The following is a 23,196-nucleotide window of genomic DNA, read 5'->3' as shown; positions in this document are numbered from 1 at the left end:
TTGTTGAAGCCTAAGAGCCTATTTAAAGGCTCGATTAGAAGTTTGGTTTCAATACGTACTTCTCGTAGAATCTGAAGATGTGCTCAGTTGCTTCTTCGGCAGTATCAACCAATCTGAATAGGTTTAGATCTTCTGCATGGATGTTGTGCTCTTTGTTTAGCATGGTGTTCGTTATCCAATCTACCAATCCGCTCCAGTAATCTTTGCCGACAAGTACAATAGGGAACCTTGCAATTTTACCTGTTTGGATTAAGGTGATTGCTTCAAAAAGTTCATCCATAGTGCCCATACCGCCTGGTAGTACAATAAAACCTTGCGAGTACTTCATAAACATTACCTTTCTTACAAAGAAGTAATCAAACTCTAGCAGTTTGTTGTGGTCTATGTATTTGTTGTGGAATTGCTCAAATGGTAGTTCAATGTTTAAACCAACTGATTTACCGCCGTTTGTATGTGCGCCTTTATTTCCGGCTTCCATAATACCTGGGCCGCCACCTGTAACAACACCGTAACCTCGGTCGGTTAGGAGTTTGCCACACTCAACAGCTATTTGGTAATACTTATTGGTTTCAGCAGTTCTTGCCGAACCAAAAATGGTTACACAAGGGCCTATTTTAGCCAGTTTTTCAAAGCCGTCAACAAATTCGGCCATTATTTTAAAGATCTGCCAGGAGTCAGTAACTTTTATTTCCTGCCAGTCTTTGTTTTCAAATGCGCTTCTTATTTTCTCTTCACTTGTCATTCTAATAGGTATTAAAGTATTTAAAATTTGGTCTGGGTTGTCGCTTGTTTCCCGGTTATCCAAAGTAGTATAAACGTAATCAGGCCATTTAATATGATAAGCTCAAAGCCTAAAGCGTAGCTAAACCAGCTTAGTGAGTTTATATCTATTACATAGCATAGTATTGGCGAAAGAATACAGATGTAAGGTACAAGTTTATCTGTTACCGCTCTTCTGGTTAACATGCCAAAACCGAATAAACCTACCAATGGACCATAGGTATAGCCGGCGGCTTTAAATATGGCATTAACAACGGAATCATCATTAATTAGTTTAAAAACCATGATAACGGCGACCATCAGCACCGAAAAACCAACATGTACGTAATGTCTTTGGCTAACGAGTTTAGGGTCGTTTTGGTCAGCTTTTTTATCGAAATGTAGAAAGTCTACGCAGAACGATGTAGTTAAAGCAGTTAAGGCTGAGTCTGTTGTCGCAAATGTTGCTGCAGTTAAACCTAGCATAAAAATAATGCCTGGTACAACGTTAAGGTAGTTTAAAGCAATTTCGGGGTATAGGTGATCCGGTGTTTTTAATGCCGCTACATCAATTCCGTTCTTGGCTGCAAATAGGTATAAAAGCGCACCTACGCTTAAAAAGAATATGTTCATGATGATGAATACAGCAGTAAAGGTGAACATGTTCTTTTGTGCTTCGCCTATGGTTTTCATGCTCAGGTTCTTTTGCATCAGATCCTGATCTAATCCCGTCATGGCAATGGTAACAAAAATACCTCCAAGGAACTGTTTTATAAAGTGGGTTTTACTGCCCATAAAGTTTTCCCAGAAGAAGATTTTGGAATAACTGCTATTCTTTACAGCTTCAAAAGTGCCAGCGATATCTAAGTGCAATGATTTGGAAATGAAAATGATGGATAGTACTACTGATAGGAGTAAGAATACGGTTTGAAGTGTATCGGTAATGATGATTGTTTTTAATCCCCCTTTATGAGTGTAAAGCCATATGAGTACAAGGCAAATAACTATTGTAAGCCAAAAGGGTACATTCCATGCATCAAATATGAATTTCTGTAGCACAATAGCCACAAGATATAGTCTGAAAGATGAGCCAATGGTACGTGAAATTAAGAAGATAACAGCGCCACTTTTATAGCTCCAAAAGCCTAAACGCCTTTCCAGATAAGTGTATATTGATATAATATTTAACCTGTAATACAGTGGCAGTAATACCGTTGCGATAATAACAAAGCCGACTGCATTACCCAGTATGAACTGAAAATAACCAAATTCACTTTTGCCTACGGCTCCTGGAACGGAAATGAAAGTAACACCGGAAAGCGCTGTTCCAATCATTCCAAATGCCACCAGATACCATTTAGAATTTCTGTTTGCTATAAAAAATGAAGCATTGTCTGAATTGTTTCGGGAAGTAAAATAAGATACACCAATTAGCAGTGCAAAGTAGCCGAGCAGAAAAGACAAAAGTATTATTGGACTCATTTTTTATGATTAGTTAAGATTCTAAATGTAAGAAACCATCATGAGTTTCTACTTATAAAAAGTAAATATCAAGAGATAAATATAAATTTACATTCACAATTTATCTAAGTTTGTAAGATGAACTTTTCTTCTAAATTGCTTGAGGATGCCGTTAACGAATTTTCGAAGTTACCGGGCGTTGGACAAAAGACGGCTTTAAGGTTGGTTCTGCATTTATTGAATAAAGAGCAGGAGGAAGTGGAGCATTTTGGGAATGCAATTGTAAGGCTTAGAAAGGAAATTAAGCACTGCAACATTTGCCATAATATTTCGGATAGCCAGATTTGTGAAATTTGCGCTTCGAACAAGCGTGAAAAGGAAGTAATCTGTGTTGTGGAGGATACCAGAGATGTAATGGCTGTGGAAAATACTTCGCAGTATTTTGGTGTTTATCATGTTCTTGGCGGGTTGATTTCTCCAATGGATGGGGTAGGGCCATCCGATCTTTTTATTGATTCGTTAGTGCAGCGCGTGGCTACCACTCCTGTAAAAGAGGTGATATTGGCACTTAGCGCTACCATGGAGGGGGATACCACACTCTTCTATTTATACAAACGACTTAAAGATTTTCAAATACCAATTACCACAATTGCCAGAGGTATTGCCTTTGGCGGAGAGCTGGAGTATGCTGATGAGATTACGCTGGGAAGGTCTATCATTACCAGAGTGCCTTATGAAAACTCATTAATTAAATAATTAGAATGGATTTTAAGAATAAAGTAGTCATAATTACCGGTGCATCATCTGGTATTGGTAAGGCATGTGCCGAAGAGTTTGCAAAAAGAGGTGCCAACCTGGTTTTAGGTGCCAGACAATACGTTACACTTTGTGAAATTACTGCCGATCTGGAGGCCAGATATGGAATAAGAGCGGTTGCGGTACAGGCAGATGTTAGTAAAGAAGAGGATTGCGAAGTCCTGATTAAAAATGCTTCAGTCACTTTTAACAAGATAGATGTATTAGTTAACAATGCTGGCTTATCTATGCGTGCACTGTTTAATGACCTGGACTTATCTGTATTGAAAAATCTGATGGACGTGAATTTCTGGGGTACGGTTTATTGTACTAAGTATGCATTGCCGGAGATTTTAAAAACTCAGGGTAGTGTAATAGGAGTATCTTCTATTGCGGGCTACCGCGGTTTACCTGGTCGTACTGGTTATTCTGCTTCTAAGTTTGCGATGAACGGTTTCATGGAATCATTAAGAACTGAATTGCTTAAAACGGGAGTTCATGTGATGGTGGCTTGTCCGGGTTTTACGGCTTCTAATATTCGTGTTACGGCCTTGGCTAAAGATGGTGCTTCGCATGGCGAAACAAGTATGGAAGAAGGTAAAATGATGTCGGCCGAAGAGGTTGCTACCCGAATAGTGGATGGTATTGCTGCGAGAAAGCGGACTTTAGTAATGACCGGGCAAGGCAAGCTTACCGTGTGGATTAATAAATTATTGCCTGCATTGGCTGATAAACTGGTTTTTAATCATTTTACCAAAGAAAAGAACGCCTTAATTAAGTAAACCCCTCTTGCAAAGAGTAATAAATTTTATTTTTTTTGATAAAAGATTTGCTGCTTTGCAAAAACAATTCCATATTTGCTTTAATGATACTTACAAACGGACTTAACAACTGGTGGTGGCACAACGCAAATGCGTAGTGTAACCCCGTTTTGAACGTTATTTTTTATATAAAAATATTTTGAGGGTTGCTTAAGGCAACCTTTTTTGTTTTACGACATTTTGAAAAGGCTCCTTTTGGGAGTAAATAACATGAAGAAAATACTTAACCACTTATTCGAAAACAAAACCTTTACCAGATCAGAGGCACAAAGGATACTTACTTCGATTGCTATGGGCGAATTTAATACTTCGCAAATTGCTGCATTTATTACCGCTTATGGTATGCGAAATATCACTGTGGCAGAGCTTCAGGGCTTTCGTGATGCCATGCTTGACCTTTGCGTAAAGCTAGATTTTTCTGATTATGAACTTGTAGATCTTTGTGGAACCGGTGGTGATGGGAAAGATACTTTTAATATATCAACCCTTGCTTCTTTTGTAGTTGCAGGTGCTGGTCATAAGGTAGCTAAACATGGTAATTATGGTGTTTCGTCGGGCTGCGGTTCTTCGAATGTGATGGAGTATTTAGGGTATACATTTACCAATGATCAGGATGTTTTAAAACGTAGCTTAGATTCAGCAGGGATTTGCTTTATCCATGCGCCGTTGTTTAATCCGGCAATGAAAATTGTTGCGCCAATACGTAAGGAGCTTGGGGTAAAAACCTTCTTCAATATGCTTGGACCAATGGTTAATCCGGCGCAGCCGAAAAATCAAATTGTTGGGGTATTTAGTTTGGAACTGGCCAGGTTATATGCTTATTTATATCAGGATACAGATAAAAACTATACGATTCTGCATGCAGTAGATGGTTTTGATGAGGTATCTTTGAGTTGCGATTTTAAAACTTTCAGTAAAAAAGGAGAGTCGCTGGTAACTGTTGCGGAACTTGGCTTTGCGCAGATTGATGAGCAGGAGATTAAAGGTGGTGATACAGTTGAATCATCGGCAAAGATTTTTATGAATGTACTTAATGATGAATGTACTGATGCGCAGAGAAATGTTGTGCTTTGCAATGCTGCATTGGCTATTCAAACAATAGATAACACTAAATCTTTTGCTGATTGTTTTTATGAAGCAGAGGCTTCTTTAATGAGCAAGAGTGCACTGAACAGTTTTAAAAACTTAATAGCAAGGTAATGGACAAAAGACTGAAAGTATGCGGAATGAAGGTGCCATCAAACATTGAAATGGTGGCTGACTTGCAGCCTGATTATATGGGATTTATTTTCTATAAAGGCTCGAAAAGATATGTTGCAGATCTTTCAGCACATTTTGTTAAGAGTCTGCCATCTAATATCAAAAGAACCGGTGTGTTTGTAGATGAAGAACTTAGAACAGTAGTTGAGAGAGTTCTGGAATATGGATTACATGCAGTTCAATTACATGGAAGTGAGCCTGCTAGTTACTGTGCAGAGCTAAAGGCTTTGATGGATGTTGAGGTAATAAAGGCCTTCGGAGTTGATGAACAATTTGATTTCGATAAGCTGGAAGGATACTCAGACTCTGTTGATTACTTCTTGTTTGATACGCAAACACCTGATCATGGTGGTTCAGGAAGAACTTTTAACTGGGATTTACTTAAGAAATATGTATTGGATAAACCTTATTTCTTAAGTGGAGGCATTGATCTGGAAAGTATCGATGAGATCAATAGAATAAAAGATACACGTTTTTATGCCGTAGACATCAATAGTAAATTTGAATTGGAGCCTGGGCTAAAGGATATAGATAAATTGATTGACTTTAAAAATATGTTGTCCTATTGAGTTTGCTCAATAAAGGACTTAAGAACAAGACTATGAACTATTTTGTAAATGAAAAAGGATACTACGGAGATTTTGGCGGAGCTTATATTCCGGAAATGCTTTATCCAAATGTAGAAGAACTACGACAGAATTATCTTAAAATAATTGATGATGAAGATTTTCAAAAGGAATTTCATCAGTTACTTAAGGATTATGTTGGCAGACCCTCGCCATTGTATTTAGCTAGACGTTTATCGCAAAAATACAATGCTAATATTTTTCTGAAACGTGAAGATCTTAATCATACAGGTGCACATAAGATTAATAATGCCGTAGGTCAGATATTACTTGCAGAGCGCCTAGGTAAGAAACGAATCATTGCTGAAACCGGAGCCGGACAGCATGGTGTGGCTACTGCTACAGTGTGTGCATTGCGCGGATTGGAATGTGTGGTGTATATGGGGGAGGTTGACATTCAGCGTCAGGCACCTAATGTTGCCAGAATGAAAATGTTGGGTGCTAAGGTTGTCCCTGCAACTTCTGGAAGTAAAACGTTAAAAGATGCTACCAATGAGGCGATGCGCGACTGGATCAATAATCCCGTGGATACGCATTACATTATAGGTTCTGTTGTAGGCCCGCATCCTTATCCTGATATGATTGCTACTTTTCAATCTATCATTTCTGAAGAGACTAAAAAGCAACTTATAGAGCAAACAGGCAACGATCAGCCCGATTATGTATTGGCTTGTGTTGGTGGTGGAAGTAATGCAATGGGTATGTTTTATCATTTTATTGATGATGAAAAAGTGAAACTCATTGCTGTTGAAGCTGGCGGTAAAGGTGTTGATAGTGGCTTTTCGGCTGCTACAACTGTACTAGGTAAAGAGGGAGTATTGCATGGTAGTAGAAGTATTTTGATGCAAACTGAAGATGGTCAGGTTGTTGAACCGCATTCCATATCAGCTGGGTTAGATTATCCGGGTGTTGGCCCTCAGCATGCTCATTTGTTTAAAACTGGTCGTGGTCAGTATGTTTCTATAACCGATGATGAGTCTTTACAGGCTGGTTTGTTGCTTACTCAAATGGAAGGTATTATCCCTGCCATAGAAAGTGCGCATGCATTGGCTTATTTGGAAAAAATGAACTTTAAAGGTGGAGAGAATGTAGTGGTTTGCTTATCAGGCCGCGGTGACAAGGATATGGATACTTACATGAAATATTTTGGATTATAAGAAATGAATAGAATTAAAAAGTTATTTCAGGAAAAGAAAGATATATTATCAATTTATTATACAGCTGGTTATCCTAATTTAGGAGATACAGTGGCAATTGCCGAAGAGTTAGAACGTTCAGGTGCTGATTTATTAGAAATAGGTTTCCCGTATTCTGATCCTGTTGCTGATGGGCCGGTTATTCAGGCTAGCAGTAAGCAGGCACTGGATAATGGTATGGATTTGAAAACACTGTTTGCGCAGCTTAAAGATTTGCGTAAAACAGTAAGTATCCCAGTTTTATTAATGGGGTATGTAAACCCAATGCTTCAGTTTGGTGTAGAGAATTTTTGTAAAGCTTGCGCAGAAGTTGGTGTTGATGGTTGCATCGTTCCTGATCTTCCGATGGTTGAGTACGAGGAACTTTACTCACCTGTGTTTGCTAAGTACGATTTGAGCAATATATTTTTAGTTACTCCTCAAACTTCCGAAGAGAGAATCCGTAAAATTGATGGTTTAAGCAATGGTTTTGTTTATTTGATATCATCATCAGCAACCACAGGAAAGAACCTGCAGGTATCTGATACTACAGAAGCTTATTTTGCTAGGATTGCTTCGATGAAACTTAATAACCCAACAATGATAGGTTTTGGTATCAGTAGTAAAGAAACCTTCGATAAAGCCTGTAAATATGCAAATGGTGCAATTATAGGTACTGCTTTTGTGAAAAGTTTATCTGCCGATGATGTTCAGGCCAGTGTTAAACAGTTCATGAAAGAATTTACGCTGTAACCGGTGCTTTTTTCTTAATAGATTTTAGGAAAACAAAACCAACTAATCCTGCAATAACCGAAGCACAAAGAATGGCAAATTTTGCTTCGGTTACATGCATTTCATCACTAAATGAAAGCAGTGATATAAATATTGACATGGTAAATCCTATACCTGCCAACATACCTAAGCCAATAATATGTTTCCAGCCTGATTGTGAGGGGAGTGTGCCTAATTTAAATTTTACTGCCAGCCAGGAGAATACAGTAACACCTACTGTTTTACCTACAAATAGTCCGGTTACAATTCCTAATCCCAAAGGCGATACCAAGCCACCAAGCATCTCTTTCTGAAAGGTGATGTTGGTGTTTGCTAATGCAAATATTGGCATGATAAAATAGTTTACAGGCCCGTTTAATAGATGTTCTAGCTTTTCTAATGGCGATTCGGTGCTGAGTGAATTGGTTGGTATGGTAAGTGCAAGTAGTACCCCTGCAATTGTAGCGTGTATACCCGAATGGTGGATGAAATACCATAAAAACACTCCTGGTATCAGGTAAAAAAATAGCGGTTTAATGTTGAAGAAGTTAAATACAAGCAATAGCGCAAGTACACCACCTGCCATTAGCAAGTAATCAAAATGCACTTCATTGGTGTAAAACAGGGCGATAACGAGTATAGCTCCAAGATCATCGACTATAGCTAAAGCAGCAAGGAATATCTTTAAAGATGCCGGAACACTTTTGCCCAACATAGATATGATGGCGAGAGCAAAGGCAATATCTGTAGCCATCGGGATTCCCCATCCTGATGCAGTAACGGTATCTTTATTTAAAATGAAATAGATAAAAGCAGGTACAAGCATACCACCAAGGGCAGCCACCACTGGTAACGAAGCTTTTTTAATTGATGACAATTCGCCTTCTACAAGCTCTCTTTTAATTTCTAAACCTACCAAAAGGAAAAATACGGCCATTAAGGCATCGTTTATCCAGGCTGAAACACTAAAAACATAAGAGCCGGAGCCAAATGTAAAACCGAAATCTGTAGCCAAAAAGGATGAAAAGGCATCCTTGTAGCTTGAGTTTGCAATGAATAGTGAGATTGCAACACATATCATAAGCAGTATGCCTCCAATTTGCCCTGAACGTAAAAAGTCTTTGAATGCTTGTAGGTTTATTAGTTTAGCCATTATAAGTGGGTTTCCAGGTTTCCTTTTCCTTGACGGATTATTTCAAAATCTCCCGATGTACAGTCTACAACTGTTGAGGGTTCGTTATCTCCGTATCCACCATCAATTACGATATCTACGGTATCTTCATACTTTTCGTGGATCAATTCGGGATCTGTTGAGTATTCTATTACCTCGTCGTCATCGTAGATAGAGGTAGAGAGAATTGGGTTTCCAAGCTGTAAAACAATTTCACGCGCAATATCATTGTCGGGCACCCTTATACCTACAGTTTTTTTATTGGAGCTTAAAAGCTTTGGAACATTTCCGTTTGCATTAAATATAAATGTAAACGGTCCTGGTAGTGCCTTTTTTAATACCCTGAATGTTGTGGTGTCAATAGGTTTTATATAATCAGAGATATGCCTTAAATCTGAGCAGATAAATGAGAAATTAGCCTTTTCGGGTTTGATACCTCTTAAACGACAGATTTTCTCAATGGCTTTATGATTGGTAATATCGCAACCCAATCCGTAAACGGTATCGGTTGGATAGATGATTATACCTCCCTTTTTCAATACTTCAACAACTTGCTCAATCGCCTTGGGATTTGGGTTTTCAGGATAGATTTTAATAAGCATATGTAAATTTACAAAATATTGATCCGAAATCAGATTATAATTGTTCTATTGGCATGTTTTTATTAAATTAAGGAATATGAGAAAAGCATTTGTCGCAATTGCAGCGTTTTTAGTGGCACTTACTGTAATGTTGGGCCTTACTTATCCGCCTTTATGGTGGTTGTTCATTTTTACCGGACCAATTGTTTTGTTGGGTATTTATGATCTGTATCAGCCAAAACACAGTATAGTTAGGAATTATCCGGTGGTAGGTAGGTTGAGGTATTTTATGGAAGATTTACGACCTAAAGTATATCAGTATTTTGTAGAGAGTGATACCAATGGTAAACCGTTTAGCAGACTTAGTCGCTCATTAATTTACCAGCGTGCAAAAAGAGAAAATGACACTATTCCATTTGGTACTCAGTTAGATGTGTATGAGAATGGTTATGAGTGGTTAAGTCATAGTATTTCTGCAATTAGCCATACCGAGCTGAATGAAGATCCTCGTGTGCTTGTAGGTGGGCCTGATTGCTTAAAGCCATATTCTGCAAGTATTTATAATATATCTGCAATGAGCTTTGGTTCGTTAAGTCAGAATGCGATTCTGGCTTTAAACGGTGGCGCCAAATTGGGTAATTTTGCACATAACACAGGTGAAGGTGGTATAAGTGATTACCATGCTAATCCGGGTGGAGATTTAATCTGGCAAATTGGTACAGGTTATTTTGGTTGCCGTCATCACGATGGTACGTTTAATTATGAAGCATTTTCTGAACGGGCAAGTACAGATCAGGTAAAAATGATCGAGATAAAACTATCTCAAGGCGCTAAACCAGGGCACGGCGGTATATTGCCAGCTAAAAAGGTTACTCCGGAAATCGCAAGAATAAGACTTGTAAAGGAGGGATTCGATGTAATTTCTCCACCAGCTCATGCTGCTTTTAAAACACCATTAGAGTTAGTTGGGTTTGTAAAGAAGCTAAGAGAGCTTTCTGGTGGTAAGCCAGTGGGTATTAAGTTGTGTATTGGAAGAAGAAGCGAGTTTTTTGCCATTTGTAAAGCAATGGTGGAAACAAGTACATATGTAGATTTTATTACTGTTGATGGGGGAGAAGGTGGTACAGGAGCTTCGCCACAAGAGTTTTCTAATGCAGTTGGTATGCCATTGAGAGAAGCAGTTGCCTTTGTTTATGATGTTTTGGTCGGTTTTAATTTAAAAAAGCACATCAAGATTATTGCATCGGGTAAAGTGGCTTCAGGATTCGATTTAGTAAAAAATATAGCGCTTGGTGCTGATTTATGTAACTCAGCCAGGGGAATGATGTTTGCATTGGGCTGTATACAGGCTTTAGAGTGCAATAGCAACACTTGTCCTACTGGTGTGGCAACACAAGACCCAAGTTTGATGAAAGGCCTTGTAGTGGAGGATAAAACGGTAAGGGTGCATAACTTCCATAAACTTACAGTTGGTAGTGCTGTGGAGTTGCTTGGTGCTGCGGGTTTACATCATCCATATCAATTGACCAGGGCTTATATCAATAGAAGGGTTGCGCCGAATGTAATGCAGTCGTATATGGAGAGTTTCCCTTATATTCCTGAAGGAAGTTTATTGCAGTCGCCTTATCCTATAAGATTTGAATTGGGAATGGCATTGAGTGTATCTACGAGTTTTGTGCCTTCTGATTATAAGGTTTCGTTGGTTGATTATACGCATGCAAACTCATTTGCTGATGATTTAAATCAAAATCAGAACAGGTAAAGAAATGGGTAAAGCTTCATCTTTCGTCATCCTGAATTTATTTCAGGATCCCTCAAGTGAAAGTGGAGTTAGCCAGTGCGAGGTCTTGAGATAAACTCAGGATGGCGCGTGTATAATAGAAAAGCACTGTTTCGTATGTGAAACAGTGCTTTTCTGTATGATCCAGAGTTCGTTAAAACTCTGCGTTTTTAGGGAAACGAGGGAAAGCAATTACATCTCTGATATTTGTCATTCCGCTTACAAATAATATCAATCGCTCAAAACCTAATCCAAAACCTGAGTGAGGTGCCGATCCAAAACGTCTGGTATCCAGGTACCACCACATTTCATCTTGAGGGATGTCAAGAGCTTCCATTCTTTGAGTTAATCTGTCAAGACGTTCTTCTCTTTGAGAACCACCAATTATTTCACCAATGCCTGGAAACAAGATATCCATAGCAGCAACTGTTTTTCTGCCTTGTGCATCAGGTTCGTTTTGACGCATGTAGAAAGATTTAATGTCAGCAGGATAATCTGTTAAGATAACAGGTTTTTTAAAGTGCTTTTCAACAAGGAAACGCTCGTGCTCTGATTGTAAATCTGCTCCCCATTCATCAATAAGGTATTTAAACTGCTTTTTCTGATTTGGTTTAGAAGACTTTAATATTGCAATAGCTTCTGTGTATGTTAAACGCTCAAAATCATTATTTAAACAGAAGTTTAGCTTTTCTATTAAAGATAGCTCACTACGCTCATTCTGAGGTTTTGTTTTCTCTTCTTCAAGTAAACGATTGTTTAAGAAATCAATCTCTTCTTTGCAATGCTCAAGCGCATAGCTGATCACATATTTTAACATGTCTTCTGCAAGTTGCATGTTGTCATCTAGATCCGCGAAAGCAACCTCAGGCTCAACCATCCAAAACTCAGCAAGGTGACGCGTTGTGTTTGAGTTTTCTGCTCTAAAAGTAGGGCCAAATGTATAGATCTGTCCAAAAGCCATAGCTGCAAGCTCACCTTCTAACTGACCAGAAACGGTTAAGTTGGTTGCGCGGGCAAAGAAATCCTGTGAGAAATCTACTTTACCATCCTCAGTGCGAGGAGTGTTATCGAAATCAAGGGTTGTAACTTTAAACATTTCACCGGCACCTTCTGCATCTGAAGCTGTAATAACGGGAGTGTGCATGTATACAAAACCTCTTTCGTTATAGAATTGATGGATAGCAAAAGCTAATGCATGACGTAATTTAAATACAGCATTGAAAGTATTAGTACGGAAACGCAAGTGAGCGATTTCACGTAGGAACTCCAAGCTATGTTTTTTTGGTTGAAGAGGGAATTTTTCAGGATCACTATCGCCTAGTATTTCAATGGTTTCTGCTTTAATATCAACTCTCTGACCTTTTCCTAATGATTCTACAATTGTTCCTTTAACAGAAATTGCAGCTCCTGTAGTAATACGTTTTAAAAGTTCTTCGGGAGTATTATTAAAATCAACTACGATTTGGATGTTTCCAAGGCAGGAGCCATCATTTATTGCAATAAACTGGTTGTTGCGAAATGTTCGCACCCATCCCATAACTGTAACTTCTCTGTCGAATTCGTTTGTGCTTAACAAACTTTTTACTTTTTCTCTTTTAATCATGATTTTCTTGTGGAGAGCGTCAAAAATAAGGATTTCCTTTAATAAATGAGAGGGAATATTTTAGAGAAGAATTAAAAAGGTTATGGTTCGAATTTAGATGTATTTTAAGTGATTGTTGGTTTTGTGTGCTATATATTTGTTTTTGTGTTGTTTTTTGTTTGTATTGTTTTGTTTTTAAGTGTTTTTATTTTTGTTTTAGTTGTTTTTGCGGGTGTTTTTTGATTTTATGTGTTTTTGTTTTTATTTTTAGTGTAGTTTATGTGAGTTTTTTGTTGTTTTTATTGGTTTTGTGTTTGGTTTTTGTGTTTATTTTGATTTTTATAGTTAAATATTTGAATTTTGTATTGTTTTTTAATTTAAAACTCTATATTTGTAATGCTCGTTTAATTTATATTTGGTTAGAGAGGCATACAACTGGATGGTTGTATGCCTCTTCTTATTTTAAAAGTGATATTTAATTTGTTTTGTGTGTTTTTAAACAGAAATGAGCTCTGTTTAATTTTTTTGTAAATAAAAAAAAGCCAATTGAGTTAACAATTGGCTTTAATCTTTAATAAAGATTTATTTTGAATAGCTGTAGTTTACGCTAATACTTTAGTAACTAAGTCAGCTGCATCTTTTAATGCGATAGCAGAGAAAACTTTCAATCCTGAGTCATCTATCAATTTCTTAGCTTCAACAGCGTTTGTACCTTGAAGGCGGCAAATGATAGGAACTGGAACATCTCCAATTTCTTTGTAAGCATCAATAACACCTTGAGCAACACGGTCACAACGTACAATACCACCAAAAATGTTAATTAAAATTGCTTTTACATTAGGATCCTTAAGGATAATGTTAAAACCAGCTTTAACTGTTTGTGCATTTGCAGTTCCACCAACGTCTAAGAAGTTAGCTGGTTCTCCACCTGCAATTTTGATAATATCCATAGTTGCCATTGCTAAACCAGCTCCGTTAACCATACAACCTACGTTTCCGTCAAGTTTAACATAGTTAAGGTTTGATTCGCTTGCTTCAACATCAGTAGGATCTTCTTCTAATTTATCACGCATTGCAGCGTAATCAGGATGACGGAATAACGCATTCTCATCTAGATCTACCTTAGCATCAACAGCAATGATTTTATCGTCAGATGTTTTAAGAACAGGATTGATCTCAAACATTGCAGAATCAGTACTGTCGTAAGCTTTGTAAAGTGCAGAAACGAATTTTACCATCTCTTTGAAGGCCTGACCGCTTAAGCCAAGATTGAAAGCTATTTTACGAGCTTGGAATCCTTGTAAACCAACTTTAGGATCAATTTCTTCTTTGAAGATTAAGTGTGGTGTATGCTCAGCAACTTCTTCGATATCCATTCCACCTTCGGTAGAATACATAATGATGTTTCTTCCGTTTGCACGGTTTAAAAGAACACTCACATAAAACTCTTTAGTTTCAGAAGCTCCAGGATAGTAAACATCTTGTGCAACAAGAATTTTATTAACCTTTTTACCCTCAGGGCCTGTTTGTGGGGTTACTAATTGCATGCCTAAAATAGCGGTAGCTCTTTCTTTAACCTCATCAAGGTTTTTGGCTAGTTTAACACCACCACCTTTACCTCTTCCACCTGCGTGAATCTGAGCCTTAATTACAACCCAGTCAGAGTTATAGTCGGTTTTCATTTTTTTAGCAGCTTCTACAGCCTGCTCAACCGTGTCGGCAACTATGCCTTCTTGTACGGCAACACCAAAACTTTTAAGTATTTCTTTACCTTGATATTCGTGGATATTCATTTGCTGAAAAAATTTGTCCAAATCTACAATTTCAAAAGCTTTATAGCAAATGGCTAAAGGTATTTTCAATGTTTATATTTTCGCTTTCAGGTTTAAGTTTTTTAATAGTCTTTTTAAACTTTAGTTTCATCTTGAGCCAATAATTGCTAAAGTGCACCTGGCCTGCATTAAATAATTTTCTGTGAGCGAGCCAAACCACCATCGCTGTCGAGAAATAGAAAGCTGTATAGAAATAATAGGTGATAGTTCTCATTAAAGGTCCCTTATCACTATATATTAAGCTCAATCTCTCAATTTGAAAAGTGATATGAGCTGCTTCATCAATTAGAATATCCGTGCATATTTGCTGAAGAAGTTTGCATTTGGTCGCATCCTTTAGGCATTGATAAAATATTTGAGCCGTGCTTTCTACAGTAATTACAGCTATAGTCCAAAACTCCATATGGGTATTTAAGCCCCTAATTTTTCTAAATAGACTATCTCCCCAGTCTTTTTTTATTCTTTGTTCACCAATAAGATCAATATAACGCCCCAAATTATTGCCATGTTTCTGCTCCTCCTTTATAAACAGTTTGATGGCATCTACATAAAGTAGGTCGTTTAATTTCTTTGCATGTTTAGTAGCTGCATTTACCAAATTTATCCCTTCCGATGTCTCTCCCAGTTGCCAGGCTTGTAATGATTTTAATATGTTATTTCTTTCTAACTGAGTTAAATTAGGGCTAATGCTCCAATCGATTCTTTGGTTTTTAAGGTTGTGGTCAAAGTAGTTTGTCCAATACAGTGAGTCGTGCATAACTTAGGTTTTAAGGTTGTAAATTATTGTTAGGTAAGTGGTGATTCTGTAAGTATTAGAAAATACCCAAAAGCTACGGGAAGATTAAACAACATGATGCCGGCAGTCTTTAAGAGTTGAAGAAAATGCTGGGAGTAAAGGATTGCCATAGTCAGTAGACTAAGAAAGACAATGGAGTTGATAAGCAGAGCGAGGGTAATATATACTAACCCAATTGTAATTAAAGGGCTAAAGCTTGTTATCCAATAGGATAGGAATAGTGTTGATCCGATAATAAATGAATACTTGGTGCATACTTTACCGATTATCGTAATTTGATTAATTGACGTTGTTTCCATTGATTGATGTTTTTTTAAAAGTTCTTTGCGTTTCAAAGTGATTGAGTAAAAAAATAAAGACCTTACATCTTCTTAATTATTCATTTTGGTTGCTTGTATTAAAAGTACTTTGTGTTTCAAAGTTAATTGTTAAATCTGAACTTGCAAGAAAAAGTTGGTATTATTTGTTATTGTATATTTGTTTAACCTTGTGTTATGTTTTTGTAAGTTTGCATTTATGCTAAAAGCCACAGGGATAAAAAAAGCGTATGGGAACTTACCCATTTTAAAAGGGGTAGATTTTGAGGTTCAAAAAGGTGAGATTGTAAGTATTATAGGTGCTTCAGGTGCTGGTAAAAGTACTTTGCTTCATATATTAGGTACATTAGATAAACCTGATGAGGGTACTGTGGAACTTAACGGATCTAAAGTCAATAAACTATCTGGCGAATTGTTAAGTGTTTTTAGAAATAAAAATATAGGCTTCGTTTTCCAGTTTCATCATCTTTTACCTGAGTTTACTGCTTTAGAGAATATTTGCATACCTGCATTTATAGCTAAAGTGCCAACAAAGCAAGCAACATCAAGGGCAACAGAGCTTTTAGATCTTTTAGGTTTAAAGGATAGGGCAGATCATAAGCCAACTGAGCTATCAGGAGGCGAGCAACAGCGTATTGCAGTGGCCAGGGCGTTAATAAATAACCCTGCAATTATTCTTGCTGATGAGCCTTCCGGCAATCTTGATTCAGCAAATGCGAGTGCATTACATCAATTTTTTATTACCCTAAGAGATAATTTTAAACAGACATTTGTTATCGTTACACATAATGAAGGATTAGCAAAAATTAGTGATAGGGTAGTTACTATGAAAGACGGTTTAATAATTTAAGTTTTGAAAATACTAATAACAGGGGGGAAGTCTGCTCAGTCGCTAAAACTGGTTAAAACTTTTGCAGATGATAATATTGTACTGGCTGATTACGGCGATATGCCTTCTATTCCTTCAGCTAGATATTATTTCATTTCTCTAGGAGAGAGAAATGATGAGATTATAGCTCACAATTTGCTAAATCATTGTCTTAATGAAGGTGTAGATGCGGTTTTGCCTCTACATGAATTTGAGATAGCCGATATCGCAAAGTCTAAAGTGCTTTTTGAGGAATTTAATATTCAGGTGTTAATGCCCGAAAATGACCAAATTATCCATTTAACAAATATTTAATGGCATTTGAACAGTATATAAAAGATAAGAAAGCCTTTGTTTTTGAGATTGACGACGTTCTGTATCCGCAAAAGGACTATTTATTGCAGGTTTACTATTTATTTGCCCAATTTATTGAGTATGCCGAACAAATAAGTGCTGAGGAGATTGTTAAAAGCATGCAGCTTACTTACGCCTCAAGCGGTAGTGAAGGTATTTTTGAAAAAACTGCTGAACAGTTTAACATACCGTTAAAGTATAAAGTGAATTTTGATTTACTTTTTCTTAGTGCACGCTTGCCATTAAAGTTATTGATGTTTAACGAAATGTTAAACTTTTTGCAGGAGATAACTGTTGAACGTAAGCAGATATTTATATTTACCAATGGGGATCCTATCATGCAGCTTAATAAGATTAAGCAGATGGAATGGCATGGATTAGAAAGCTGCCTTACTGTTTATTTTGCTGCCGAAACAGCTCCTAAGCCTGCTGTTGATGGGATTCAGGAGGTTTTGGAAAAGCATGACCTAAAAAAGGAAGATCTGTTATTGATAGGTAAAGTGAAATCAGATGAGGAATGTGCAGCAAATGCAGGGATAGAATATTTGAATGTTGATAAACTATTGTTAACTTAATTCCGTTTATACCTCCGGACCGGGTGTTGGTGCCTAAAACTATATTGATGAAAAATAGCCTCTTAAAAAGATATGTAATTGGTTCGGTGTTGGTAATGAGCGTTTTGTTTGGCGCTTGTAAGAAGAACAAAACTAACCCGGAGCCACAACCTGAACCTGAGGTTAAGGAAAATACCAAACAAACTCCAACTACTAACAGGACAGATTTAACTAATGATTCTTTATTCCTGTATGCTAAGGAAATTTATTTTTGGAATACAGCTTTGCCTACTTATGATGCGTTTAATCCAAGGCAATATAGTACAACTAGTGGAACGGATTTAGTTAAGTACGAAACGAACTTGTATAATCTGGTTAAATCTTCAAATTCTCAGGATTATTTAACTGATAAACCTTACCCTAAATACTCTTATATTTTTGATCAGGCAGACAAGAATCCTACTGCAAGTATTCCAAATACCACACTATCGGTTGATCTGGATGGGAATGGGAATGATGTGGGGTTGAGGTTTGGATATTTTGGTAATAGTGATTCTGATTATTCAATTTACGTGACGGCTGTTTACCCGAATTCGCCAGCTGCGGAAGCCGGTATTGCCAGGGGTGATCAAGTTCAAGAGGTGAATGGTGTTAAATATGGAACAAATTTTTCTTCGGATGTAATTCAGGTTGAAAATGCACTTGAAGGGGCATCTGTGACCCTTAAATTGTTAAAAGCTGGAGTAAGTACTACCAAAACTCTTAATAAGATGGTTTATAAGAGTAATCCTATATATAAAACTACTGTTTTTACAGCCGGTGATAAAAAAATAGGGTATTTGGCTTACGCAAGATTCTCAAATAAAGAGAATTCAGAAACTGTGTTAACTACTGCTTTCAATGATTTTGCCACTAAAGGAGTAACAGACCTTATTGTTGATTTACGGTATAATGGTGGTGGTTATATTAGTACAGCAGAGCATATGGTTAACCTTATAGCTCCTTCGGGAACTTCGGGGGTAATGTTTACAGAGCACTATAACTCAACTATGCAGAATAAAAAGGCTACAATTTTGAAGAATCAGCCACTTCTTAGTACTGGAGGGGCAGTGATAGGGACGCTTTTTGATGACGATTATACTATAAGTGGTAATACAACTACATTTCAAAAGAAGGGTAATTTAAGTGGAATAAAAAATGTTGTGTTTATTGTATCCAAAAACACAGCTTCTGCTAGTGAGTTGGTAATAAATAGCCTTAAGCCAATAATTACTGTAAAATTGGTTGGAGAAACCACTTATGGAAAGCCGATTGGTTTCTTCCCTATAACATTGGAGAATAAATATGACGTTTACCTTTCAATGTTTGAAACTAGAAACTCTAAGGATGAAGGTGGTTATTATACCGGAATGATTCCTAATATGAAAGGTTATGAGTTTGCAGCAGATGATAAGATGTATGACTTCGGTAATGCTAAAGACGATTGTACCGCCGTGGCCATTAATCTTTTAGCCCCCAACGTTACGGTTACTGGTCAGGCAAAAGTATCTGCAACTGCAAATAGATCTACCTCAACGCGTTTACAAGCAATTGGAAACAGATCTGGTGGTGAGTTTGTAGGGATGATTGAGAATAGAAAATAACAGATTAATCAATTGTTTTCTTCTCCTTTATTATAGCTTTTAAGTAAAGCTTGTTGTCTAACCTTTTCGTTATTTCAAGAATAGCGTCACTTGCATTAATAAAAAAGGGAGTATTGATGTTTTTAAATTCATCAGTAGCTTTATGGTAATCTTTGTGATCCTCCACTCCAAAATAAATAAATGGAATGTCTTTTTTGTTGAAAGCTGAATGATCACTTTGATTCGTCCAGTCATTGCTGCCTAATTTAGGGTCATCATGACCTAACCGGATCTTTATTTTGGTATTCTCACTGAAAACATATGGCTTTAATTGAGGATACTTGAATGTGCCACAAGCATAAAGCTCTCCCTTGTCATTGTGACTAACCATGTCCATATTAATGTTTAGCTTGATTCTGTCAATAGAGATAGGGGAGTTTTCTACAAAAGCTTGCGATCCTCTTAACCCCATTTCTTCTGCATCAAAGGCTGCAAAAATTAAGGTATGATCTGGTTTGTTCTTTGCATAGTAAGCTGCAATTTTAAGTAAAGCAGCTACTCCCGAAGCATTGTCGTCAGCTCCATTATAAATTTCATTATTAATGATTCCAATATGGTCGTAATGGGCAGATATAACTATAGCGTTTTCAGTTTTTCCTTCAACATAAGCAATTAGGTTTTTGCCTTGTATTGTTACTCCTTTGCTGTCTTTAAAAGTAAAAGGGATTTCATAGTTCGCAAGAGAAGGTAAAGTTTTTATACCGATTTCTTTAAAGCGAGATTCAATATAGGTGCGCGCCATTTCAGCCCCTTTGGTTCCTGTTTTTCTTCCTTCATAAGCATCAGAAGATAATACCTCTACATCCTTAAGTAGTTGATTGCCAATTTGTGCATCCGTTTTTTTTACAGAACTACAGCTCAATATAAAGCCAAGTGATATTAAAAGGTACAATCTCATTTTGTTAAATTAGTTCTATGAGTAAAGATATAGAACATATCATGACTTTGTAATAAAACTGATGGAATATGTGATTCTTTTATAACTCTTTTCGTGGTCTATTGTTATTTAAATAGAATAAATGCATATTTAAGTAAGAATAAGCCATTATACTATGTTAGGGGAATTAATAGAAAAAGAATCAATAGATATTAGTAAAATCGTTTCAGCCGATCAGAATCACACAGAAGAATTAAGGGATAAATTAAACTCTGCACAACGATTGGGAAATGAATTTAAATCAAAAGCAGATATTACGTTTAACACTACAGAAGGACCAAAAACGGTTAATACTACAGTTTGGTCAGTTACAGATACTTACCTTCAGTTAAAAAATGGGATTCATATTCCATTAAGTAGTCTTATTGATATAGATTTTTAGTAATAGGTTAGCCTAACAACGCCTGAAACTTTTTTGGCGAGGCGGATAACTTGTCTGGTGTAGCCATATTCATTGTCGTACCATACATATATTACTACCGATTTATTGTCTTTGGCCATTATTGTGGCTGGCCCATCTATAATGGCCGAATGACTATTGCCAATCAGGTCTGTGCTTACCAGTTCATTGGAGATTGAATATTCGACTTGTTCGGATAAGTCGCCAAAAAGAGATGCTTGCCTTAGTATTTCGCTAATCTCTTCTTTGGATGATACTTTGTTAAGCGACAAGTTTAATATGGCCAAAGATACATTTGGCGTAGGAACGCGCACTGCATTTCCTGTCAATTTGCCGCCTAAATGAGGGAGCACTTTGGCGATTGCCCTATCCGCGCCTGTTTCTGTGATAACCATGTTCAATGCTGCAGCCCGTCCTCTTCGGTATTTCTTGTGGTAATTATCCAGAAGGTTTTGGTCGTTTGTATAAGAGTGTATAGTTTCTATATGTCCTTTTTCAACACCAAAGGCATCATCAATTAATTTCAATACCGGAACTATAGCATTTGTCGTGCAAGATGCATTAGAAAGGATACGCTCATTGTTAAAGTCAATGCCTGCGTCATTTACACCGGTTACTATGTTTAGTACATCGCCTTTGGCTGGAGCAGTTAATAGCACCTTGGTTATTCCTTTTGCCTGTAAATGCTTGCTTAAGCCTTCCCGCTCCCTAAACATTCCTGTATTGTCTATTAGTAAGGCATCTTGAATGCCATATACTGTATAATCAATATCTTCTGGCTGTTCCGCTTCAATAAAATAAATGGTTTGCCCGTTTATAATTAGTGCGTGGTTTTCAAAATCTTCGGTGATGGTACCATTAAAAGGGCCATGAACAGAATCTGTGCGCAACAACTCAGCTCTCTTAATAAGTTCTTCATCGCCGTTGCTTCTGGTTACAATTGCACGCAATCGTAGTTGTTCTCCTTTACCGGCCTGTAAAACTAATTCTCGGGCCGCAATACGACCGATACGACCAAAACCAAATAACACTACATCTTTAGGTGTTAAGGTAATCTTGTCTTTGCCGATATGTTTGCTTAGCTTACTGATTATAAAGTCCTGAATAGGAGTGTTGTTGTCATCAAGCCATTCGCTGGCTAATCTTCCTATGTCAATGCGAGAAGGGGCGAGGTTGCTGTTTGCTATTGTAGTAGCTAATTCTAGTGTTTCATAAATGCTGATGTCTTTACCACTTACTTCCTTGGCGTACTGATGGTAGGAGAGTATCTCGCTGCTACTTACATCAAATAAGGGCTTTCTAAATAGCACCAGTTCAATTGATTTGTCGAACCATAATTGTCCAACGATATTGATTAATTGAATTGCTTTTTTTTCCTTTTCAATCCAGCTTTGGAATTCAGATTGGTACTTATTTAGCATGTTATGAAATTTGGTTAGAATGCCATAAAAGTAAAAAAGATCGGGCATTCGCCCAATCTTTTTACTTTATATATTTCTTATGCTTTTTTACAAGTAGGCTGTCTTTCTCTTGCGAGGTCCTGAAATAAATTCAGGATGACGGTTGCTTTATTTTGCGCCTTTTTGCAATTTAACTTATTATCCCAAGTAAGATTTTAAGATCTTGCTTCTTGAGGTATGACGTAAACGTTGCAGTGCTTTATCTTTAATCTGACGTACACGCTCGCGAGTCAAATTGAATTTCTCACCTATTTCTTCAAGAGATAGAGGATGATTTGTACTTAATCCGAAGAATAGGACAATGATTTCACGTTCTCTTTCTGTCAAAGTAGACAATGACCTTTTGATCTCTTCTGAAAGAGATTCGTTGATAAGGCTACTGTCAGTATTTGGCTCATGGTTTTCAAGTACATCTAGTAATGTATTTTCTTCACCCTGAACAAATGGAGCATCCATCGATACGTGTCTTCCTGAATTACTTAAAGTGTCAGAAATTTTATCAACAGTTGTTTCCAGAATATCTGCCAATTCTTCCGGAGAAGGCTCACGCTCATATTCTTGTTCTAATTTTGAAAATGCTTTACTGATTTTGCTTAAAGATCCAACCTGGTTAAGCGGTAAACGAACAATACGACTCTGTTCTGCGATTGCTTGTAGAATAGATTGACGAATCCACCAAACAGCATACGAAATAAACTTAAAACCTTTTGTTTCATCAAAACGCTTAGCAGCCTTAATTAACCCTAAGTTTCCTTCGTTAATTAAATCTCCTAAAGTTAAACCTTGGTTCTGATATTGTTTTGCTACAGAAACCACGAAGCGCAAATTGGTTTTAGTTAGACGTTCTAACGCCGCCTGATCGCCCTCACGTATTTTTCTTGCTAATATTACTTCTTCTTCCGCGGTAATTAAATCCACTTTACCAATTTCGTGAAGGTATTTGTCTAGAGATTGACTTTCGCGATTGGTAATCGATTGCGTGATTTTGAGTTGTCTCATTTATATGCTTTGGTACCCTTTATGTGTTTGAACGTGCAAAAGTAAGAATTTTAAGCCAATTAGAAAACATAAATTACTGAAAACGTTACACTTTACACGTATTAATTATACAATAATTTATCAGCAAAAATTATTCCAAAATACTTTTGTCAGTATTAATATCGTTATATTGTAAAACATAATACTATTATTGATTTACAATATTTATTCTTTGT

Annotated in this window: 22 protein-coding genes; 12 read left to right on the top strand and 10 right to left on the bottom strand. The window is 37.0% G+C overall.

Features of this window, described 5'->3' with window-relative positions:
- Window positions 1-34 precede the first annotated feature (34 nt).
- Together HQN83_RS22325 and HQN83_RS22320 are read right to left on the bottom strand one after the other, a co-directional pair.
- Entirely contained in the window at window positions 35-742 is a 708-nt protein-coding gene (locus HQN83_RS22325) for an LOG family protein (protein WP_108203682.1), read from the bottom strand.
- A 20-nt stretch (window positions 743-762) separates the two neighbouring features.
- A complete protein-coding gene (locus tag HQN83_RS22320; RefSeq protein ID WP_173093503.1) occupies window positions 763-2,241 on the bottom strand; it encodes a sodium:solute symporter in 1,479 nt (492 codons plus the stop codon).
- Window positions 2,242-2,358: 117 nt separating this feature from the next.
- Here HQN83_RS22320 and recR point away from each other — a divergent pair, with 117 nt between their 5' ends.
- The 6 genes from recR to trpA all read left to right on the top strand — a co-directional run bounded on the left by recR (window position 2,359) and on the right by trpA (window position 7,650).
- The gene (recR, locus tag HQN83_RS22315; protein ID WP_108203684.1) at window positions 2,359-2,976 is read left to right on the top strand and encodes a recombination mediator RecR; all 618 of its coding nucleotides are present in this window, start codon (window positions 2,359-2,361) and stop codon (window positions 2,974-2,976) included.
- A 5-nt stretch (window positions 2,977-2,981) separates the two neighbouring features.
- Complete coding sequence (locus tag HQN83_RS22310) at window positions 2,982-3,797, top strand: SDR family oxidoreductase (RefSeq protein ID WP_173093501.1); 816 nt, start codon at window positions 2,982-2,984, stop codon at window positions 3,795-3,797.
- Between the two features lie 249 nt (window positions 3,798-4,046).
- Window positions 4,047-5,036: an anthranilate phosphoribosyltransferase gene (gene trpD / locus HQN83_RS22305; protein ID WP_173093499.1), complete on the top strand. Its 990-nt coding sequence runs from the start codon at window positions 4,047-4,049 to the stop codon at window positions 5,034-5,036.
- A complete protein-coding gene (locus tag HQN83_RS22300; protein WP_173093497.1) occupies window positions 5,036-5,665 on the top strand; it encodes a phosphoribosylanthranilate isomerase in 630 nt (209 codons plus the stop codon). The genes trpD and HQN83_RS22300 overlap by 1 nt, the downstream gene beginning before the upstream one ends.
- A gap of 32 nt (window positions 5,666-5,697) precedes the next feature.
- The gene (gene trpB / locus HQN83_RS22295; protein WP_173093495.1) at window positions 5,698-6,879 is read left to right on the top strand and encodes a tryptophan synthase subunit beta; all 1,182 of its coding nucleotides are present in this window, start codon (window positions 5,698-5,700) and stop codon (window positions 6,877-6,879) included.
- 3 nt (window positions 6,880-6,882) lie between these two features.
- Window positions 6,883-7,650 (top strand): tryptophan synthase subunit alpha, encoded by a 768-nt coding sequence (gene trpA / locus HQN83_RS22290; protein WP_173093493.1) that lies wholly within the window; start codon window positions 6,883-6,885, stop codon window positions 7,648-7,650.
- Here the strand turns inward: trpA and nhaA are convergent.
- Window positions 7,640-8,821 (bottom strand): Na+/H+ antiporter NhaA, encoded by a 1,182-nt coding sequence (gene nhaA, locus HQN83_RS22285; RefSeq protein ID WP_173093492.1) that lies wholly within the window; start codon window positions 8,819-8,821, stop codon window positions 7,640-7,642. The genes trpA and nhaA overlap by 11 nt on opposite strands.
- Window positions 8,821-9,441, bottom strand: a complete 621-nt coding sequence (locus HQN83_RS22280; RefSeq protein ID WP_108203691.1) for an L-threonylcarbamoyladenylate synthase — start codon at window positions 9,439-9,441, stop codon at window positions 8,821-8,823. The genes nhaA and HQN83_RS22280 overlap by 1 nt, the downstream gene beginning before the upstream one ends.
- A gap of 76 nt (window positions 9,442-9,517) precedes the next feature.
- Between HQN83_RS22280 and HQN83_RS22275 the strand changes: the two genes are divergently transcribed.
- Window positions 9,518-11,182: an FMN-binding glutamate synthase family protein gene (locus HQN83_RS22275; RefSeq protein ID WP_173093490.1), complete on the top strand. Its 1,665-nt coding sequence runs from the start codon at window positions 9,518-9,520 to the stop codon at window positions 11,180-11,182.
- Window positions 11,183-11,354: 172 nt separating this feature from the next.
- On the opposite strand, the gene asnS is transcribed toward HQN83_RS22275, so the two are convergent.
- The 3 genes from asnS to HQN83_RS22260 form a co-directional block, all read right to left on the bottom strand.
- On the bottom strand, window positions 11,355-12,803 hold the full coding sequence (asnS, locus tag HQN83_RS22270) for an asparagine--tRNA ligase (RefSeq protein WP_217277450.1): 1,449 nt from the start codon (window positions 12,801-12,803) through the stop codon (window positions 11,355-11,357).
- Between the two features lie 581 nt (window positions 12,804-13,384).
- A complete protein-coding gene (gene sucC / locus HQN83_RS22265; protein ID WP_173093525.1) occupies window positions 13,385-14,575 on the bottom strand; it encodes an ADP-forming succinate--CoA ligase subunit beta in 1,191 nt (396 codons plus the stop codon).
- Window positions 14,576-14,615: 40 nt separating this feature from the next.
- Window positions 14,616-15,371: a ferritin-like domain-containing protein gene (locus HQN83_RS22260; RefSeq protein WP_173093488.1), complete on the bottom strand. Its 756-nt coding sequence runs from the start codon at window positions 15,369-15,371 to the stop codon at window positions 14,616-14,618.
- A 555-nt stretch (window positions 15,372-15,926) separates the two neighbouring features.
- On the opposite strand from HQN83_RS22260, the gene HQN83_RS22255 reads away from it, so the two are divergent.
- The 4 genes from HQN83_RS22255 to HQN83_RS22240 are packed head-to-tail and all read left to right on the top strand — an operon-like array spanning window position 15,927 to window position 19,146.
- Window positions 15,927-16,577, top strand: coding sequence for an ABC transporter ATP-binding protein (locus HQN83_RS22255; protein WP_173093486.1), 651 nt, complete (start codon window positions 15,927-15,929; stop codon window positions 16,575-16,577).
- A gap of 3 nt (window positions 16,578-16,580) precedes the next feature.
- Window positions 16,581-16,910, top strand: a complete 330-nt coding sequence (locus tag HQN83_RS22250; RefSeq protein ID WP_173093484.1) for an ATP-grasp domain-containing protein — start codon at window positions 16,581-16,583, stop codon at window positions 16,908-16,910.
- A complete protein-coding gene (locus HQN83_RS22245) occupies window positions 16,910-17,524 on the top strand; it encodes an HAD family hydrolase (protein WP_173093482.1) in 615 nt (204 codons plus the stop codon). Before HQN83_RS22250 ends, HQN83_RS22245 begins: the two co-directional genes overlap by 1 nt.
- A 47-nt stretch (window positions 17,525-17,571) precedes the next feature.
- A complete protein-coding gene (locus tag HQN83_RS22240; protein WP_173093480.1) occupies window positions 17,572-19,146 on the top strand; it encodes a S41 family peptidase in 1,575 nt (524 codons plus the stop codon).
- A 4-nt stretch (window positions 19,147-19,150) separates the two neighbouring features.
- Here the strand turns inward: HQN83_RS22240 and HQN83_RS22235 are convergent, their stop codons facing one another.
- Window positions 19,151-20,083 carry a M20/M25/M40 family metallo-hydrolase gene (locus tag HQN83_RS22235; protein ID WP_173093478.1) on the bottom strand — a complete coding sequence of 311 codons (933 nt, stop codon included), beginning with the start codon at window positions 20,081-20,083 and terminating at the stop codon, window positions 19,151-19,153.
- 154 nt (window positions 20,084-20,237) lie between these two features.
- On the opposite strand from HQN83_RS22235, the gene HQN83_RS22230 reads away from it, so the two are divergent.
- Window positions 20,238-20,504, top strand: a complete 267-nt coding sequence (locus HQN83_RS22230; protein WP_173093476.1) for a hypothetical protein — start codon at window positions 20,238-20,240, stop codon at window positions 20,502-20,504.
- Here the strand turns inward: HQN83_RS22230 and HQN83_RS22225 are convergent.
- A complete protein-coding gene (locus HQN83_RS22225) occupies window positions 20,501-21,943 on the bottom strand; it encodes a glyceraldehyde-3-phosphate dehydrogenase (RefSeq protein WP_173093475.1) in 1,443 nt (480 codons plus the stop codon). The genes HQN83_RS22230 and HQN83_RS22225 overlap by 4 nt on opposite strands.
- A gap of 177 nt (window positions 21,944-22,120) precedes the next feature.
- Window positions 22,121-22,981, bottom strand: a complete 861-nt coding sequence (locus tag HQN83_RS22220; RefSeq protein ID WP_008242129.1) for a sigma-70 family RNA polymerase sigma factor — start codon at window positions 22,979-22,981, stop codon at window positions 22,121-22,123.
- Window positions 22,982-23,196: the final 215 nt, after the last annotated feature.

It is taken from the genome of Pedobacter foliorum (genome assembly GCF_013266735.1).
Lineage (GTDB): Bacteria > Bacteroidota > Bacteroidia > Sphingobacteriales > Sphingobacteriaceae > Pedobacter > Pedobacter foliorum.
The sequence above is the reverse complement of the archived record's forward strand: the minus strand, read 5'-3'. Positions and strand labels throughout refer to the sequence as shown.